Genomic DNA, 15,642 nt, shown 5'->3' on the forward strand with positions numbered 1-15,642 from the left:
CACGTTCGCAGGGATGAAAACGCCGTTTTGCACATCGCACACATAAAAAAATGTTTAGGGGCCGTCGTTAATGAAAATTTCTACACTGGCGTTATCCATCACCGCCGCCGTTCTTGCACAACAAGTTTATGCGGACGACTTCGGGCTTGGCTCACTGGGCACGGGCACCGGTCACAGCGGTTTCCTTGAAGACAGCCATGCGTCCGTCAGTTCACGGACCATGTACTACAGCGCCGACAACCGTTCGGGCACCAACAACGACCTGCGCGAAACCGCAACAGCGCTGCGTTTTGACTACAAGTCCGGCTACACCCAAGGCACCCTTGGCGTCGGTTTCGACGTGATGGCGTTCGGTGCCTTGCGCCTTGACGGTGGCGACGGCCACACCGCAGGCGCAGGCCTGTCGGGTAACGGCAACAGCTTCTTCCCGACCAAGAACAACGGCACCGAACCTGCCGATTCCTTCGGCCGTGCTGCAGGCAACGTGAAGTTCCGTATCTCCCAAACCGAGTTGCACGTCGGTGGCGGCTTGGCGCCGGTACTGCCAATCCTGGTGTCCAACGACAGCCGCGTGGCGCCGCAAACCTTTGATGGCGGCATCCTGACGTCGAATGACATTCCCAACGTCACCTTCACCGGTGGTGAGCTGAACCATGCCCAGGGCCGTGCGTCGAGCAACTCCACCGGCTTGAGCGTTGCCGGCGGCACCCGCGACAGCAACAGCTTCAAGTTTGGTGGTGTGGACTACAAACCTTTTGGCTCTTCCGACAACGCCATCGCGAAGAACCTGACGTTGCAGTACTACTACGCCAACCTTGAGGACTTCTACAAACAGAACTACGTCGGCCTGGTCCACGTACTGCCGTTGGGCAATGACCAGTCGTTCAAGACCGACCTGCGCTACTTCGACAGCACCAGCGACGGCCAGAACGGCGAAACCGGTTACAAGTTCAACAACAACGGTGGTTATGCCAAGCACGCCGGCGAAGTCGACAACAAAACCTACAGTGCGGCCTTCACTTACCAATTGGGCGGCAGCAGCTTGATGCTCGGCCATATCGGTGTGGGCGGCGATGGCGGCTTCGTCTGGGTCAACCAGGGCAGCCTTGCGGATCCCCATGCACAGGGCGCAGGGGGCAGCGACTTCTACCTGTTCACCGATGCGGTGGTGGGCCAGTTCTCCCGTGCGGGCGAGCAGGTCAACTTTGGCCAGTACGCGTATGACTTCAAGGCCTACGTTCCAGGCTTGAAAGCATCCGTGGCGTATCTGGACGGCAAGGACATCAAGTCGGCTGTGGCCGGTGGCCCTGACCAGAAAGAAAACGAAACCGACTTCCGCCTGGACTATGTCGTGCAAGCCGGTCCTCTGAAAGGCTTCGGTACCACCCTGCGTACGGGTACGTATCACGGTAAAAACACCGGCACCGCGGACCAGGATCAAACGCGCCTGATCTTCAACTACACCTACGCAATCTTCTAAACCTTCATGTGCACACGGGCGTGGATGGGTTCTACACTGCTCCTCTCTTTGTAGGAGATGGAGGACCCAATGACGGCCACGCCCGTAACCCGAATTCTCGACACGATTGAAGGCCAACGCCTGGCAACCCAAGAAGCCGAGCGTTGGCGTGAGTGGGGCCCATACCTAAGTGAACGCCAATGGGGCACGGTGCGCGAAGACTACAGCGCCGATGGCGATGCCTGGGCTTACTTCCCCCATGAACATGCCCGCAGCCGCGCCTACCGTTGGGGCGAGGATGGCTTGGCTGGTTTCAGTGACAAGGCGCAACGCTGGTGCCTGGGCCTGGCTCTGTGGAACGAGCGTGACACCATCCTCAAGGAACGCCTGTTCGGCCTGAACAACGCCGAGGGCAACCACGGTGAAGACGTCAAGGAACTGTACTTTTTCGTCGATGGCGTACCGAGCCATGCCTACATGCGCATGCTCTACAAATACCCCCATGCCGCATTCCCCTACGCCGACCTGATCAACGAAAACGCCCGCCGTGGGTTGGCCGACGCCGAGTACGAGATCCTCGATACCGGAGTGTTCGAAGACAACCGCTATTGCGATGTCAGCGTCGAATACGCCAAGCACCAGCCCGACGATATTTTCATGCGGATCACCGTGCACAACCGTTCGGACCAGCCAACGCGCCTGCAGGTGCTGCCTCAATTGTGGGCGCGCAATGACTGGAGTTGGACCGCTGATGCGCCCAGGCCGCAACTGAGCATGGAGGGCGAGTCCGTGCTGGCCCGGCATCATGAGTTACCTGATCGTTACCTCAGTGCCTGGGGTCAGGAGGGAGGGCAATGGCTGTTCTGTGAAAACGACAGCAACTATCCATTGCTCGATGGGCAAGCGGCACCGGGACCGTTCAAGGATGGGATCAACGATTACGTGGTGGATGGGTGCGAGGGAGCAATTCGCCGGGACCACGGCACCAAGGTCGCTGCGCGGTTTATCCTTGAACTGGCAGGCCTGGAAAGCAAAACCCTGTACCTGCGTTTCGCGCCCGTGGACGCGCCGGAGGTCAACGCACGCAAGTTGTTCGAACAACGCCGCCAGGAAACCGAGGACTTCTACGCCGCACTGCAACACAACCTGGTCGATGCGGACGCACGCAACGTACAGCGCCAGGCCCTGGCCGGGTTGCTGTGGTCCAAGCAGCTCTACTATTTCGACGTGAACCAATGGCTCGACGGCGACCCGGCCCAACCGGCACCACCGCCCGAGCGCCTGCATATTCGCAATACCCATTGGCGGCACCTGTCCAACTTCGACATTCTCTCGATGCCAGACACCTGGGAGTACCCGTGGTACGCCTCGTGGGACCAGGGCTTTCAGGCGGTGGCGTTTGCGTTGATCGATCCGGGGTACGCCAAGCAGCAATTGCTATTGCTGGTGAAGGATCGCTTCATGCACCCCAATGGCCAGTTGCCGGCTTATGAGTGGCGTTTCGATGACGCCAACCCGCCGGTGCATGCGTGGGCCAGTTGGCGGGTGTATCAGCAGGACAAGGCGCTGAACGGCGTAGGCGATATGGATTTTCTTGAACGGATCTTCCACAAGCTGCTGCTGAATTTTTCCTGGTGGGTCAACCGCAAGGACGCCGAGGGGCGCAACCTGTTCCAGGGTGGGTTCCTCGGGTTAGACAATATCGCCCTGTTCGACCGCTCAGCCACGTTGCCTGAGGGCTATCAGCTCGACCAGGCGGACGGAACAGCATGGGTGGCGGCGTACGCGCTGGACTTGATGCGTATTGCTTTGGAGCTGGCCAAGCGCAATCCGGTCTACGTCGATATCGGGGTGAAGTTTTTTGAACACTTCTTGTATATCGCCGGGGCCATCAACCGGGTGGACGACAGCGCCGAAGGCTTGTGGGACGAGCAGGACCTGTTTTTCTACGACGTGCTGCACCGCCCCGACGGGCAAAACGAACCGGTCCGTCTACGCTCCATCGTCGGGCTGATGCCGCTGTTCGCCGTGTTGGTGCTGGAGCAGCGCGAGCATGAAGGCCTGGAGGGTTTGCGCGAACGTCTATTGGGTTTCATGAAGCACCGGCCCGACCTGGCCAAACTGGTCTCACGCTGGAACGAACCGGGGCAGGGCAATCGGCTGTTGCTGGCGCTGCTGCGGGGTGAGCGTACCAAGGACCTGCTGCGGCGCATGCTGGATGACCGTGAGTTCCTGTCGACGTTTGGCGTGCGCTCACTGTCCAAGGCTTTCGCCGAGCAGCCGTTGGCGTTGAAGATGAACGGCAACACCTTGTGTGCCAGCTACCAACCCGGCGAATCCGACTCACGCCTGTACGGCGGCAACTCCAATTGGCGCGGGCCGTTGTGGATGCCGGTGAACTACATGCTGATTGAATCGCTGCGCGAGTTTCACCGCTACTACGCGGACAATTTCTCGGTGGAGTACCCGACAGGCAGTGGGTATCTGTCGTCTCTTGAAGAGGTGGCTGACAGCCTCAGTCAGCGACTGACCGGGTTGTTTCTGCGGGATGAGAATGGCCTGCGACCGTCGATGGCGGGGTATGCACAGTTGGAGGCCGACCCGGCGAGCCGCGATCTGGTGCTGTTCCATGAGTATTTTCATGGGGACACCGGGCGTGGGTTGGGGGCATCGCATCAGACGGGGTGGAGTGCGTTGGTCGCATTATTACTGCAACCCAAAACCGCATGACCTAAGCGGATTCAATCCGTCGAATTGCCAGCGAAACTTGTAGTGAGCGGGCTTGCCCCGCGCTGGGTGGCGAAGCCGCCCTAAACCCGGGCACCTCGGTTTAACTGAAACACCGCGGTGACTCGGTTGGGGCGGCTGCGCCACCCAGCGCGGGGCAAGCCCGCTCACTACAGGCTTCAATATTCGGGGCAAAAAAAATCCCGCCTCGAAAGACGGGATTCAGGATCAGCTGTCAATCAAGCTGGGAACAGCTCGCTCAGCTTCATCGCCAGCATCATGTCGCCTTCGGTGCGCAGTTTGCCGCTCATGAAGGCCTGCATGCCGTTGGTCTCGCCGCTGACGATGCCTTCCATGGTTTCGCCGTCGGTCACCAAGGTCACCTGGGCGTCTGGGTTTTCACCTTCCAGCAGTTCGCAGGTGTTGTTTTTCACCACCAGCGAGAAGTTCTGGGTGTCGTCGATACGGAAACCGAACACCAGGTCCAGGCCGTCGGCAGCGGCTGGGTTGAATTTGGCTTTCATTGCTTCTACAGCTTTGGCTACGTCAGTCATGGTTTCGATCCTTTAGGGTAGAGTCCAGTGACCTTGGGGTCACGGTTGGCCGCAGTTCATCGGAACGTGATGAGCTGCGGCGCCTTCAACAGTTGCAAGTGGGCATGACTGTTGAAGGAAGCCAGTGCCACCTCGCGACCGCGGAATTTCAGCTGGTTGAGCGAGGTGTTAACAATTTGCCAGTTCAGTTCGAACGCCTGCGCGGCAGGCATCTGGGTAATCAGGTGGAGCAGGGCAGTGATGGTGCCGCCGGAGGTGAACACCGCGATTTTCTGCGTGTTGTCCGCGGCTTCAAGGATGCGTTGCAAGCCACCCTGAACACGCTCGACAAATCCCAGCCAGCTTTCCAGGCCCGGCGGATCATAGGTGCCCGCCAGCCAGCGTTCGATGATCAAGGCGAAGATACGCTGGAATTCGCTGCGGTTCTGCGCGGCATTGCGCAGGATCTCCAGGGCATCGGGTTCGCTGTTGAGCAGGTCGGGGAGCAGGGCGCGGATGATCGCGTCGGCATCGAATTCGTTGAACGCGCTGTCGGTTTCCAGCGCCGGTACCGGCAGTCCGAGGGCGCTGTACTGATCGAAGGCCGCCGTGGCGGTGTGCTGCTGGCGGCGCAGGTCGCCGGCCACGCAACGGTCGAACACCAGGCCCATGTCCGCCAGGTGGCGACCCAGCACTTGGGCTTGTTCCACGCCAACGGGCGACAGCACGTCGTAGTCGTCTGCACCGAAGGAGGCTTGGCCATGTCGAATCAGATAGATGCTGCCCACGTCCGTTTTCCCGGTACGTTGAAAGTCTGGCGAGGTTATGAGGATGCCTGCGAGCTGTCAATGAAAAAACATACGCTTGTTTTAAAAGCTCGTTGGAGCGCTGCTTGCTGGCGGTTTGACCGCTGGCTCCAACGCGGTGCCGCCGGTATGCTGGGGCAATCCGCGCTTGGCGCACTGCACTTGTAAGGAGCAACATGGATTTTTTGGCCGAATACGCGAGCTTTCTGGCGAAGACCGTCACCCTGGTGGTCGCTATTCTGGTGGTACTGATCAGCTTCGCGGCCTTGCGCAGCAAAGGTCGTCGCAAGTCCGCCGGCCAATTGCAGGTCAGCAAGCTCAACGATTTCTACAAGGGCCTGCGCGAGCGCCTGGAGTCGACCTTGCTCGACAAGGACCAACTCAAAGCCCTGCGCAAGTCCGAAGGCAAGGCCGAAAAGAAGAAGGGCAAGCAGAAGGCCGAGGCCAAACCTCGGGTGTTCGTGCTGGATTTCGACGGCGATATCAAAGCCTCGGCCACCGAGAGCCTGCGCCATGAAATCACCGCGCTGCTGAGCCTGGCCACGCCGAAGGACGAAGTGGTACTGCGCCTGGAAAGCGGCGGTGGCATGGTCCACAGCTACGGCCTGGCGTCTTCGCAACTGGCGCGTATCCGCCAAGCAGGCGTGCCCTTGACCGTGTGCATCGACAAGGTCGCGGCCAGCGGTGGCTACATGATGGCGTGCATCGGTGAGAAGATCATCAGCGCGCCGTTTGCCATCCTCGGCTCCATCGGCGTGGTGGCGCAGTTGCCCAACGTCAACCGCCTGCTGAAAAAGCACGACATCGACTTTGAAGTGCTGACGGCCGGCGAATACAAGCGCACCCTCACGGTGTTTGGCGAAAACACCGAGAAGGGCCGCGAGAAGTTCCAGGAAGACTTGGACATCACCCACCAACTGTTCAAGAACTTCGTGTCGCGCTACCGTCCGCAACTGGCGATTGATGAAGTCGCGACCGGAGAAGTGTGGCTGGGTGTTGCAGCGCTGGATAAGCAACTGGTGGACGAACTGCAAACCAGCGACGAGTACCTGGCCACCAAGGCCAAGACCGCCGAGGTGTTCCACCTGCACTACGCCGAGCGCAAGAGCTTGCAGGAGCGCGTAGGGCTGGCGGCCAGTGGGTCGGTGGATCGGGTGCTGTTGACCTGGTGGAGCCGTTTGACCCAGCAGCGCTTCTGGTAACTGATCCCTTGTGGGAGCGGGCTTGCTCGCGAAAGCGGTGTTTCAGTCGATACGTGTGAGACTGATTTAGCGATTTCGCGAGCAAGCCCGCTCCCACATTGGTTTGTATGGTGTATCGACTATCGCGTCAGCAATGAAGGTTGCTGAACAGCGGGAATTGGCTTCCTCATCAACATCCCCACCACCAACGCCCCCAGCAAGCCCAACAACCCCGCCACCCACAACACCCCGCCAAACCCACCTACAAACGCCTGCCGTGCCAACGGCTGAACCACTGCTCGCGCCGCTTCCGGCAGCAAGCCCATGGCCGCTGGCATATCCCCGGCCACCACGCGTGACGCGATCCCGGCCACCTGCGCCTGCCACTGCCCGTCAATGCTCGCGCTCAACAGTTGCTCGCTATGGCTGCTCAGCAAGGCGCCATACACCCCAATCGCCAACATGATTGCGCTGAATCGCATCGTGGTGCTCATGCCAGACGCCATCCCCGCCCGATCCCGTGGTACGCAGGCCATGATGTTTTTCTGGGTGTCGCCATTGAGCAATCCCGCGCCGGCGCCGGTAACGGCTATTGCCAAGGCAAACGGTAAATAGCCACCGATGTGCACTGCCCAGGCGCTCAATAGATTGCCGCAGCCCACGAGTGTCAAGCCGGCAGCCATCATCGTCGCGGGTGCAAAGTGTCCTGCCAGGCGTGCGCCGATACGCGGGCAGATCAGCATGGTCAAGGCAAACGGCAACATGCCCAAGCCGGAGGCAATCGCGGAAAAGCCCAGGCCGTTCTGCAGGTAAAACGGCAGCAGCGTCATCATCACCTGGGCGCAACCGGCGTAGGCAAACATCCCCAACAGGGCGCCGATAAAGCGCGGATGGCGGAACAGTTGCAGGTCGACCATTGGCCGTTGCTGCACGCGCTCGACGACGACAAATACACCCAGCAATGCCGCGCCGCCGATAAGTCGCGCGTAGGTCAGCGGGTTATTCCAGCCGATGCGGTTGGCCTCGATCAAACCCCAGATCAGGCACAACAGGCTGGCGCTGAAGGCCAGGCTGCCCCAAGGGTCGAGCCTGGCCGATTGGGCATCGCGGGATTCCGGGATAGCACGCAGCACCAGGCCCATCAGCACCAAGCCGACAGGCAAGTTGAGGTAGAAGATCCAGCGCCAGCCCAGGTATTGAGTGATCAGCCCACCCAGGGTCGGCGCGGCGGTCATGGCCACGCCCATGCAGGCGCCCCAGAAGGCCCAGGCCTTGGCCCGTTCGACCTCGTCGTGGAAGGTATGGCCGATGGATGCCAGCGCGGATGTCAGCAGCAACGCCGCGCCAACGCCTTTGATGGCGCGGGCGATGTCCAGAAATAGTGCAGTGGGCGCTGCGCCACAGCCCAGGGACGCGAGGATGAAAATGCTCAGCCCCCAGACCAGGGTTTTCTTGCGTCCGAAGCGGTCGGCGATGCTTCCGGCAGGCAGTAGCAAGGCGGCGAATGCCAACATGTAAGCACTGACCACCCACTCGATGTCGGCGAAGTTTGCCCCCAGGTCGCGAGCGATACTCGGCAGGGTCACGGCGACAATATTGGTGTCGAGCACGATCAGCGAGCAGACGCCGGACGCGGTCAGCAAGGTGAGGCGTGGGCTGACGCGGCTCATGACTGGATTACCCACAGGGCAATAGGTGGAACGCAGTTGACGGACATCGCAAGGGCTCTCTACTGTTCTAGTCAGCCCAGCTTACGCGTGACTAGCGGTGTCTTTGTTAGTCGAGCCGAAGCACTTCATTACCTTTGAGCTAATCCTGAGATGGAAATCCGTCATTTTCGCTACTTCCTTGCCGTCGCCCGGCAGCGCAACTTCACCCGCGCTGCGGAGCAATTGGGTATTGCCCCGCCAACTTTGAGCCGGCAAATCCAGGACATGGAAGCCAGCCTGGGCACGCGCCTGTTCATTCGCCAGCAGCGCGAGGTGAGCCTGACCGAGGCTGGCGCCGCGCTGTTGATCGAGGCGGAGGCCACCGTGCGCCAGTTCGAATGTGCCCAGCGCAATGCCCAGCGTGCCGGGCGTGGCGAGATCGGCCATATCGAAGTGGGCTATGTGGCCTCGGCGGTGTACTCCGGGGTGTTGCAGCGCCAAATGCAGTCGTTTTGCCAAGCCTTTCCCGATGTCAGCGTGAACGTGCGCGAATGCGCGATGGCCACGTTGCCAGGCGCAGTGGCGGATGGGCGCTGTGACATCGGCTATATCCGCTCGCCGATGACCTTGCCGGAGGGAGTAGAAGCGGTACGCCTGGACAGCGAAGGGTTCGTGCTGGCCTTGCCCCAGGATTCGTGGCTGCTGGGCTTGAAAGCCATTCGTTGCGAGCATTTGCAAAACGAGACGTTCATTTTGCCGGAGCAGATCAGCGGCACCTTGCAGGTGGCGGCCCAGGGTGGATTTGCGCCACGTCTTGGCCCGCAGCCAGGTGGCTTGGTGGCAGTGGTGGCGCTGGTGTCATTGGGGCAGGGCGTTGCGTTGGTACCGGCGTCGGTGGTGGGGCATGTGAGTTTGCCGGGGGTGGTGTACCGCACTGTGCAAGACAACGAGGCGTCATCCTGGCTTTCGTTGATTCACCGGCGCTTTGAGAAAGCGCCGGCGGTGGCGCGGTATATCCAGCAGGTCAGGGCTCAAGCACAACCTTGAGCGACTTGTCGCCACGCTCCATCACCGCAAACGCTTCCTTGAAGTCTGCCAGGGCGAACTTGTGGGTGACCACGTCGCGCATGTCGATCTTGCGGTTACCGATAAAGTCGATGGCGCGCGGGTACATGTAAGGCCCCAGGTGCGAGCCGAGTACATCCAGCTCCTTGCGGTCGCCAATGATCGACCAGTCCACCGTGGCCTCGTCATTGAACACACTGAACTCGACGAATCGCCCCAGCTTGCGCAGCATCGCCAGGCCCTGGTTGACCGCCTTGTGATGACCTGTGGCTTCGATGTAGATGTCGCAACCGTATCCGTCGGTGATTTCGCGAATCTTCGCCAACACGTCCACTTCGGCCGGGTTCCACACTTCATCGGCGCCAATGCGCAGGGCGAGGGCGGTGCGTTCGGGCTTCATGTCCAGCACGATGAGTTTCTTCGGGTTGCGCATGCGCACTGCGCCGATGATCCCCAGGCCCAACGTACCGGCGCCGGCGACTACCACCACGTCGTCGAAGTCCACGTTGGCGCGTTCGGCGGCATGCAGCGAGCAGGCCAGGGGTTCGATCAGAATCGCTTCGTCAGGCGCGATCGAATCCGGCACTTTATGGATGATGCCTTCCTTGGTGAAGATCATGTACTGGGCCATGGCGCCCTGCACATTGTTCTGGAACCCATACAAGTCGTGCTTTTGGCACATCCAGTATTGGCCGTGGTTGCAGAAGCGGCAGCCCCAGCACGGCACGATCTGTTCGGAGATGACGCGGTCGCCGACCTTTACGCCGCGCTTTTCCGCGCCGGGGCCAAGGGCAACCACGCGGCACACGAACTCGTGGCCGGGGATCATCGGCGGTTTCACGTAGCGCGGTTGCTCGGCATCGCCCCAGAACGAGGGGGCGCCGCGATAGGTCTTGATGTCACCCATGCAGATACCGCACAGCTCGACTTTGGTGAGGATCTCCTCGGGGCCGGGTGTGGGCACGTCGACGGTTTCCAGTCGATAGTCTTCCGGGCCGTAACAGACGACAGCCTGCATGGTTTTCGGAATGGTGGGGAGCAGTTGTTCTTGCGGGCGTTCGGTGACGGTGGACATGGCAGACCTCACAACAAGAATGAACGGATCGCTCCCGCGCGAGGGGAGCGATCAACCGGCAGTGGGTTACTTGGCGCCGCTGACTTGCTTGTACAGCGCGTCGGCATTCGCATTGGTCACCGGTACCCAAGGCAGGATGTAGTTCTTCGCGGTGCCGTCGCCCCATTTAACGTCCTTGGCGTAGCGTTCCCAGATCACTGACTTGGGTTTGTAGTCGTCACCGGCCAAGGCGCGCAAGGCTACGTCCAATGCGCCCTGGGACTGGGCCTGGGCGTCTTGCAGGAAGGTCGTGACTTCGTCTTTCTTGGCCGCCTGGATCGCATCCGGCATGCCATCGATGGACGTGACGGGCACGTCCTTGGAGGTCAATCCGTGGGACTTGAGCGCCTGTACGGCGCCGAGGGCCATGTCGTCGTTTTGTGCGATGACGCCGTTGATGCCTTTAGGGTGGGCATTCAGCCAGTCTTCAGTCAGCGTCATGGCTTGGGCGCGGTCCCAGTTGGCGGTCTTTTTCTCGATGATCTTGATGTCGGGGTGTTTGCTCAAGACTTCGAGCTCGCCTTTTTCGCGGTCGATCTGTGCCGACTGGCCAATTGGGCCCTGGATGATCACCACATTGCCCTTGCCATTGAGCTTGTCGACCATGGCCTGGGCCTGCAGGCGACCGCCTTCGACGTCGTCGTTGCCCACGTAGGGCACCGAGGGGGCGGCGACCTTGGTGTTCGACGCGATCACGACTACGTCGTTGCTCATGGCTTGCTTCACCGTGCCGACGCCGGCCTTGGTGTCGATGGGCACGAACAGGATGGCATCGTAGTGCTGGGTCACCATGTTTTCGATCTGGTTGTTCTGGGTCAGCGCGTCGTAGTTGCCATCGAACACCGTCAACTGCACGGTGCCGTCTTTTACGGCAGGGTGTTCCTTGAGTTCACGCACCCAGTTCTGCATGAACTGGCCCTTGAGGCCGTAGACCGCGGCGCCGACCTTGTAGGTCTTGCCATCGGCGGCCAGGGCGATGCTGCTGGCAAGCAGGGAGAGGGCCGCAGCGGCGGCGAAGGTCGTACCAAGTTTCATGATGAGCACCCCATTTATTGTTGTAGTCAGTCGTTCATTCATTGCCTTGTCGTGAACATATGTTTATCAAATGAAAATCTGATCAGTCAAATCATTTTGCGTAAAACTTGAAAATAGGCAAATTAAAGGGTTTTGTGGATTTTCTCTGTGCGTATGGCACGAATTTTGTTGGTTTCTCTCTGTTATTAATTTCACTGTCTGATCATATGATCGATTCGTTATGCTACGGTTTACAGATCTTGTAATAGTTTTGCGCTGTGGGCATTTTCTGTTTCGACTGTACGATTCAAGTCCTTTTCTCATTGCAGGACTTGCATGAACACCCTCTCGGAGCCTCCCAGTCGTCTTTCCCCAAGACACCCACTGCCGCCGTTCTCTCTGAAACATCCCGTATTCCGACTGCTAGCCTTGTACCGGTCCACTGACCGCGCCTTGCCGTGCCCGGCATTCTGAAAATCGACTGAAGAGACTCAATAAATGGAATGGTTAGCGGATCCAACGGCCTGGCTCGGCCTGTTGACCTTGATTGTGCTGGAACTGGTGCTGGGCATCGACAACCTGGTGTTTATCGCGATTCTTGCGGACAAATTGCCACCTGAGCAGCGCGACCGTGCGCGCTTGATCGGCTTGTCCCTGGCGTTGCTGATGCGTCTGGGCTTGCTCGCGAGTATTTCCTGGTTGGTGACCCTCACCCAGCCGCTGTTCGAAGTGTTCGACAAGAGTTTCTCCGGCCGTGACCTGATCATGCTGTTTGGTGGTGTGTTCCTGTTGTTCAAGGCCACCATGGAATTGCACGAACGCCTGGAAGGCCATGTGGCCCAGCGCACTGGCAATGCGGCCTATGCGATGTTCTGGCCGATCGTGGCGCAGATCGTAGTGCTCGACGCCGTGTTCTCCCTGGACGCGGTGATCACCGCCGTGGGCATGGTGGATGAACTGGCAGTGATGATGATCGCTGTGATCATTTCCATTGGCTTGATGATTGTCGCGAGCAAGCCGTTGACCCGTTTCGTCAACGCGCACCCCACAGTGATCATGCTGTGCCTGGGCTTCCTGATGATGATTGGTTTTGCCCTGACCGCCGAAGGCCTGGGTTTCCATATTCCGAAGGGCTACCTGTACGCGGCCATTGGTTTCTCGATTCTGATCGAAGTGTTCAACCAGATTGCCCGCGCTCGTCGCAAGAAATCGGCGCAGGGCACGTTGCCGATCCGAGAGCGAACTGCTCACGCAGTGATGCGCTTGCTGGGCGGCCGCAGCCTGGCAGTGGAAGAGGTGGGCGAAGACGTTGCCGACCTGTTGGGCGAACCGGACGCCGTGCAAGGCCCGCTGTTCGACCGTCGCGAGCGCGTGATGATCAGCGGTGTACTGCAATTGGCCGAGCGACCGATTCGCAGCTTGATGAAGCCACGCGCCAAGGTTGACTACATCGACCTGGCCGACGACCCCGAGAGCATTCGCCTGAAGCTGATGCATTCGTCCTACTCGCGTCTGCCACTGATCCGCAACGGCGCGGTGGATGAGCCGCTGGGCTTTGTGCACAAGAAGGAACTGCTCAAGGAATACCTGGCCGGCAACGAGCCCAACCTTGAGCATCTGGCGCGTCGGGCGATCAACCTGCTCGACAGCTTCTCGGTGCTCAATGCCCTTGAGCAGATGCGTCAGGAATCGACCCACATCGCGTTCGTGATCAACGAGTTCGGCGACTTCATGGGCGTGTTGAGCATGACCGACATTCTTGAGTCCATCGCCGGTGAGCTGCCTGACGCCAGCGAAATCGAGGGGCCAGACATCGTCGAGGAGGGGCAGGGGTTCCGCGTCAATGGCGCCTTGAACCTCAACCAGGTCCGCCAGCGCACTGGCTTCCAGGCGGTGGCCACCGAGGACTACCAGACCCTGGCCGGCCTGGTGATGAGCCTGTTGGACCGCCTGCCGGTGGTGGGCGACAGCCTGGTGCATGAAGGATGGCGCCTGACGGTCGCGGCTGTCGAAGAGCGCCGGGTGACTCAGGTGTTCATGGCACGTGAAACGTAAAACGGTCCTTGCCCGTGTGCTTTGACTCATACAGCGCCTGGTCTGCCTTGATCATCGCCTGGTTCAAGGTTTCACCATCCTCCACCCGGGCCAATCCGATGCTGATGGTCACCGGGTGTTGGCTGGGTTCTTCACGCACGCGGCGACAGAGCAGGGCCGCCAACTGCTCGACGTCGTCGTGTCGCACTCCTGCCAGATAGATCCCGAACTCTTCGCCGCCCAGGCGGGCGTAGTCAAAGTCGACCATCACGCCCTTGATGTCTTGGGCCACGCGTTTAAGCACTTCGTCGCCAATATCGTGGCCATACACGTCGTTCACTTTCTTGAAATTGTCGATGTCGATCATTGCCAGGTAATGGTCATGGGTGCGTGGCTGATGGTCGAGCTTCTGTCCGGCGCTGGTCATGAAAGAACGGCGGTTAGGGATCTCGGTCAGCGGGTCGACGTAGGCCTGCTCCAGCAGCAGCTTGGCCATGATGTAGTTGCTCAACTTGAGTTGGCGCAGCTTCAAGAAGCTGTAGAGGGTGAGTGCGCTCAGGAAGACTGCGTAGAAGAGCACCATGGTGCCTTTGACTTCCAGCAGCGAGGTCTCGGTCAGGTAGAACGGGTTCAGCACCCCCCAAGTGATCAGCAGCGCGGTCACGAAGGACCAGCGGCTCAGCGGCAGTACCGAGGCGCTGTAAAGGATGGTCGAGGCACCGAGAATCAGCCAGCCGGGGTGCAGGACCATCGGCAAACCTTCGATCACCAAGCGAATGCCGGTCGCGATAATGCTGACAAAGGCCAGGTTGATCCATTGGAAGTAGCGCACGCGCCGGTTGAAGGCCAGTACCAGCAGGTTGATCACCAAGACGCTGAGAAAGATCATCGAGTAGAAGGTAAAACCCTGCTGCCCGGGAAAACTGACGATCAGGTTGAACGCCAGCCAGATACTGATACTCGCGCCATAGACCAGCAGGCAGAACGGCTTGAGTCGCTCGAAATCATGCTGGGCGAACTCACGTTGCAAGGCGGGCGAGGGGTGTTTCTTCAGGACTTCGGCTTCAATGGTCTTGAGCATTGCTGACCCTGGTTCGGCTGAGACTGCTATGAGCAGCGTAGACCGTGGTCAGGGGCGTGCAAGGCGTGGTTTTGTCGGTTGACGGGCCTTGGTATAGCGCTTGAAGGTTTGTTCGACCAATTGCGCTTGACCCTCTTCGGGGCCGAACCCCTTGAGTTTTTCCATCAGCACGCCGTCCAGGTAGACGAGCAAAGTCGGCGTGCCTGTTACTTCGGGGTGCCTGGGGGTTTCTGCGCAATCGAGCACCAGGCTCACCACCCATGGGTATTTACTGGCGATCAATTCGAACAAGGGGCCGGCATCGGCACAAGCGGGGCAATGCTCTGAGACAAACAGCAGGAACACCGGGTGTGGCGTCTTCAGTAACCGTTGAAACTGTTCGGTATTGGCAATGGTGGCTGTGGCAATCCCCATGGAGATCTCCCTTATGCGTCGCGGGTTTTTGCCAACGCTAAGCTGGGGTATCGCAGCCGTCTACTGTCAACCTTCACAGGTCGGTGTCGCGTTCCAGTCGTTCGCGTTCCTTGCGCGCCTGGTTCGCGCATTTCTTGTATTCCTCATTGTCCCGGGAGGCCTTGGCCTTGCGGTAGCCGTGGTGGTTCTGGCCGGTGTAGTTGGTGCTCAAGACGTCGTGGAGCTTGCGCAGTTCTTCCTTGCAATCGCGGCGGTCGTTGCTGGCGGTGGCGCTGCCGGCGACCAGAAAGCAGAGTACTAGCAGAGTGAGTCGACACTTCATCGTGGCACGGTCCTTGTCGGCAGGGATGTGCCAAGGCTAGTCCAGCATGGGGATTTTTCCACGCCGCGAGCGCACTGCAATGGTGCGCGGTTACGCCGTTGTGGCGCACTCGGGTGGGGCCTGTCACCCCAGTGTGGGGCCTTGGGTAGCAATGTGAATTCTCGTGCTGGCGTAACGCCGTACTCGCCATGACACTCTATGTATCTGATTTATAAGCATTTTATTTCGATCATATTTTTCTGT

Annotated in this window: 13 protein-coding genes; 5 read left to right on the plus strand and 8 right to left on the minus strand. The window is 59.7% G+C overall.

Going from position 1 to position 15,642, the window contains the following annotated elements; translation table 11 throughout:
• Positions 1-70: 70 nt before the first annotated feature.
• Both HF257_RS30690 and HF257_RS30695 read left to right on the plus strand, forming a co-directional pair.
• Positions 71-1,480 (plus strand): OprD family outer membrane porin, encoded by a 1,410-nt coding sequence (locus tag HF257_RS30690; RefSeq protein ID WP_185705425.1) that lies wholly within the window; start codon positions 71-73, stop codon positions 1,478-1,480.
• 69 nt (positions 1,481-1,549) lie between these two features.
• A complete protein-coding gene (locus tag HF257_RS30695; protein WP_185705427.1) occupies positions 1,550-4,189 on the plus strand; it encodes an MGH1-like glycoside hydrolase domain-containing protein in 2,640 nt (879 codons plus the stop codon).
• Positions 4,190-4,425: 236 nt separating this feature from the next.
• On the opposite strand, the gene HF257_RS30700 is transcribed toward HF257_RS30695, so the two are convergent.
• Both HF257_RS30700 and HF257_RS30705 read right to left on the minus strand, forming a co-directional pair.
• Positions 4,426-4,740: an SCP2 sterol-binding domain-containing protein gene (locus HF257_RS30700; RefSeq protein ID WP_185705429.1), complete on the minus strand. Its 315-nt coding sequence runs from the start codon at positions 4,738-4,740 to the stop codon at positions 4,426-4,428.
• Between the two features lie 56 nt (positions 4,741-4,796).
• Complete coding sequence (locus HF257_RS30705; RefSeq protein ID WP_185705431.1) at positions 4,797-5,507, minus strand: histidine phosphatase family protein; 711 nt, start codon at positions 5,505-5,507, stop codon at positions 4,797-4,799.
• Between the two features lie 194 nt (positions 5,508-5,701).
• On the opposite strand from HF257_RS30705, the gene sohB reads away from it, so the two are divergent.
• Positions 5,702-6,727, plus strand: a complete 1,026-nt coding sequence (gene sohB / locus HF257_RS30710) for a protease SohB (protein WP_185705434.1) — start codon at positions 5,702-5,704, stop codon at positions 6,725-6,727.
• A gap of 119 nt (positions 6,728-6,846) precedes the next feature.
• On the opposite strand, the gene HF257_RS30715 is transcribed toward sohB, so the two are convergent.
• Complete coding sequence (locus HF257_RS30715; protein ID WP_185705435.1) at positions 6,847-8,376, minus strand: MFS transporter; 1,530 nt, start codon at positions 8,374-8,376, stop codon at positions 6,847-6,849.
• A 150-nt stretch (positions 8,377-8,526) separates the two neighbouring features.
• Between HF257_RS30715 and HF257_RS30720 the strand changes: the two genes are divergently transcribed.
• Positions 8,527-9,402, plus strand: coding sequence for a LysR family transcriptional regulator (locus HF257_RS30720; protein WP_185705437.1), 876 nt, complete (start codon positions 8,527-8,529; stop codon positions 9,400-9,402).
• Here HF257_RS30720 and HF257_RS30725 read toward each other — a convergent pair.
• Entirely contained in the window at positions 9,380-10,495 is a 1,116-nt protein-coding gene (locus HF257_RS30725; RefSeq protein ID WP_185705439.1) for an MDR/zinc-dependent alcohol dehydrogenase-like family protein, read from the minus strand. The genes HF257_RS30720 and HF257_RS30725 overlap by 23 nt on opposite strands.
• A 66-nt stretch (positions 10,496-10,561) precedes the next feature.
• Positions 10,562-11,569, minus strand: a complete 1,008-nt coding sequence (locus HF257_RS30730) for a substrate-binding domain-containing protein (RefSeq protein ID WP_185705441.1) — start codon at positions 11,567-11,569, stop codon at positions 10,562-10,564.
• Between the two features lie 477 nt (positions 11,570-12,046).
• Here HF257_RS30730 and HF257_RS30735 point away from each other — a divergent pair, with 477 nt between their 5' ends.
• On the plus strand, positions 12,047-13,603 hold the full coding sequence (locus HF257_RS30735) for a TerC family protein (RefSeq protein WP_185705443.1): 1,557 nt from the start codon (positions 12,047-12,049) through the stop codon (positions 13,601-13,603).
• Here the strand turns inward: HF257_RS30735 and HF257_RS30740 are convergent.
• The 3 genes from HF257_RS30740 to HF257_RS30750 all read right to left on the minus strand — a co-directional run bounded on the left by HF257_RS30740 (position 13,584) and on the right by HF257_RS30750 (position 15,399).
• Positions 13,584-14,663 carry a GGDEF domain-containing protein gene (locus tag HF257_RS30740; protein WP_185705445.1) on the minus strand — a complete coding sequence of 360 codons (1,080 nt, stop codon included), beginning with the start codon at positions 14,661-14,663 and terminating at the stop codon, positions 13,584-13,586. The genes HF257_RS30735 and HF257_RS30740 overlap by 20 nt on opposite strands.
• A gap of 48 nt (positions 14,664-14,711) precedes the next feature.
• The gene (locus HF257_RS30745; RefSeq protein WP_185705447.1) at positions 14,712-15,077 is read right to left on the minus strand and encodes a thioredoxin family protein; all 366 of its coding nucleotides are present in this window, start codon (positions 15,075-15,077) and stop codon (positions 14,712-14,714) included.
• A 73-nt stretch (positions 15,078-15,150) separates the two neighbouring features.
• The gene (locus tag HF257_RS30750) at positions 15,151-15,399 is read right to left on the minus strand and encodes a hypothetical protein (protein ID WP_185705449.1); all 249 of its coding nucleotides are present in this window, start codon (positions 15,397-15,399) and stop codon (positions 15,151-15,153) included.
• Positions 15,400-15,642 lie beyond the last annotated feature (243 nt).

The sequence above is a fragment of the Pseudomonas cremoris genome, assembly GCF_014230465.1.

Excerpts from the sequence above, each read along its gene's own strand:
- HF257_RS30690 (WP_185705425.1), top strand. The coding sequence starts at position 71 with ATGAAAATTTCTACACTGGCGTTATCCATCACCGCCGCCGTTCTTGCA.
- HF257_RS30695 (WP_185705427.1), top strand. The coding sequence starts at position 1,550 with ATGACGGCCACGCCCGTAACCCGAATTCTCGACACGATTGAAGGCCAA.
- HF257_RS30700 (WP_185705429.1), bottom strand. The coding sequence starts at position 4,740 with ATGACTGACGTAGCCAAAGCTGTAGAAGCAATGAAAGCCAAATTCAAC.
- sohB (WP_185705434.1), top strand. The coding sequence starts at position 5,702 with ATGGATTTTTTGGCCGAATACGCGAGCTTTCTGGCGAAGACCGTCACC.
- HF257_RS30715 (WP_185705435.1), bottom strand. The coding sequence starts at position 8,376 with ATGAGCCGCGTCAGCCCACGCCTCACCTTGCTGACCGCGTCCGGCGTC.
- HF257_RS30720 (WP_185705437.1), top strand. The coding sequence starts at position 8,527 with ATGGAAATCCGTCATTTTCGCTACTTCCTTGCCGTCGCCCGGCAGCGC.
- HF257_RS30725 (WP_185705439.1), bottom strand. The coding sequence starts at position 10,495 with ATGTCCACCGTCACCGAACGCCCGCAAGAACAACTGCTCCCCACCATT.
- HF257_RS30730 (WP_185705441.1), bottom strand. The coding sequence starts at position 11,569 with ATGAAACTTGGTACGACCTTCGCCGCCGCTGCGGCCCTCTCCCTGCTT.
- HF257_RS30735 (WP_185705443.1), top strand. The coding sequence starts at position 12,047 with ATGGAATGGTTAGCGGATCCAACGGCCTGGCTCGGCCTGTTGACCTTG.
- HF257_RS30740 (WP_185705445.1), bottom strand. The coding sequence starts at position 14,663 with ATGCTCAAGACCATTGAAGCCGAAGTCCTGAAGAAACACCCCTCGCCC.
- HF257_RS30745 (WP_185705447.1), bottom strand. The coding sequence starts at position 15,077 with ATGGGGATTGCCACAGCCACCATTGCCAATACCGAACAGTTTCAACGG.
- HF257_RS30750 (WP_185705449.1), bottom strand. The coding sequence starts at position 15,399 with ATGAAGTGTCGACTCACTCTGCTAGTACTCTGCTTTCTGGTCGCCGGC.